Below are 1,162 nucleotides of genomic sequence, written 5' to 3'. Positions count from 1 at the left end.
CCTTTGCACCGGTCTTCTCATTCCCGGCTCTCTCTTCCTCCAAGTGTCCCCACATTTCTGATTTAGTAAGGTACTGGAATCTACACCAGTTGTCCATCGACTACGCTTCTCAGCCTCGCCTTAGGCCCCGACTTACCCAGGGCAGATCAGCTTTACCCTGGAAACCTTAGATATTCGGCCTGGAGGATTCTCACCTCCATCTCGCTACTCATTCCGGCATTCTCTCTTCTCAGAACTCCACGCTTCCTTGCGGTAGCGCTTCGGCACTCTGAGATTGCTCCTCTACCAATGTATTACTACATTCCTAAGCTTCGGTATCGTGTTTTAGCCCCGGACATTTTCGGCGCAGGACCTCTCGACTAGTGAGCTGTTACGCACTCTTTTAATGTATGGCTGCTTCTAAGCCAACATCCTAGCTGTCTTCGAAATCCCACATCCTTTTCCACTTAACACATACTTTGGGACCTTAGCCGTAGGTCTGGGCTCTTTCCCTTTTGACTGCCCAACTTATCTCGTGCAGTCTGACTCCCGACCATCATCAGTACGGCATTCGGAGTTTGATATCTCTTGGTAGGCTTTGACGCCCCCTCAGGAATTCAGTGCTCTACCTCCGTCTGACTAAGTCGAGGCTAGCCCTAAAGCTATTTCGAGGAGAACCAGCTATCTCCGGGTTCGATTGGAATTTCTCCCCTATCCACACCTCATCGCCACCCTTTTCAACGGATGTGCGTTCGGTCCTCCATTCAGTGTTACCTAAACTTCAACCTGGCCATGGGTAGATCACTTGGTTTCGGGTCTACTCCATCATACTATTTCGCCCTATTAAGACTCGCTTTCGCTGCGGCTCCATGTCTTCCACTTAACCTCGCATGATAAAGTAACTCGCCGGTTCATTCTACAAAAGGCACGCCATCACCCTCAAGGGGCTCTGACTACTTGTAAGCACACGGTTTCAGGTTCTCTTTCACTCCCCTCCCGGGGTTCTTTTCACCTTTCCCTCACGGTACTGGTTCACTATCGGTCACTAGGTAGTATTTAGCCTTGCCAGATGGTCCTGGCGGATTCCGACGGGATTCCTCGTGTCCCGCCGTACTCAGGATGCTAGTAGAGTTCATCAAGATGTCGCGTACAGGATTGTCACCTTCTTTGATGGGCCTTTCCA

At 50.6% G+C, this 1,162-nt stretch carries 1 rRNA gene; it reads right to left on the bottom strand.

Going from position 1 to position 1,162, the window contains the following annotated elements:
* A 23S ribosomal RNA gene (locus tag ACFX4E_RS28230) occupies positions 1–1,162 on the bottom strand; the annotation flags it as partial.

It is taken from the genome of Priestia sp. YIM B13491 (assembly GCF_042787605.1).
Lineage (GTDB): Bacteria > Bacillota > Bacilli > Bacillales > Bacillaceae_H > Priestia > Priestia megaterium_E.
This window is presented reverse-complemented; position numbering and strand designations above follow the sequence as displayed.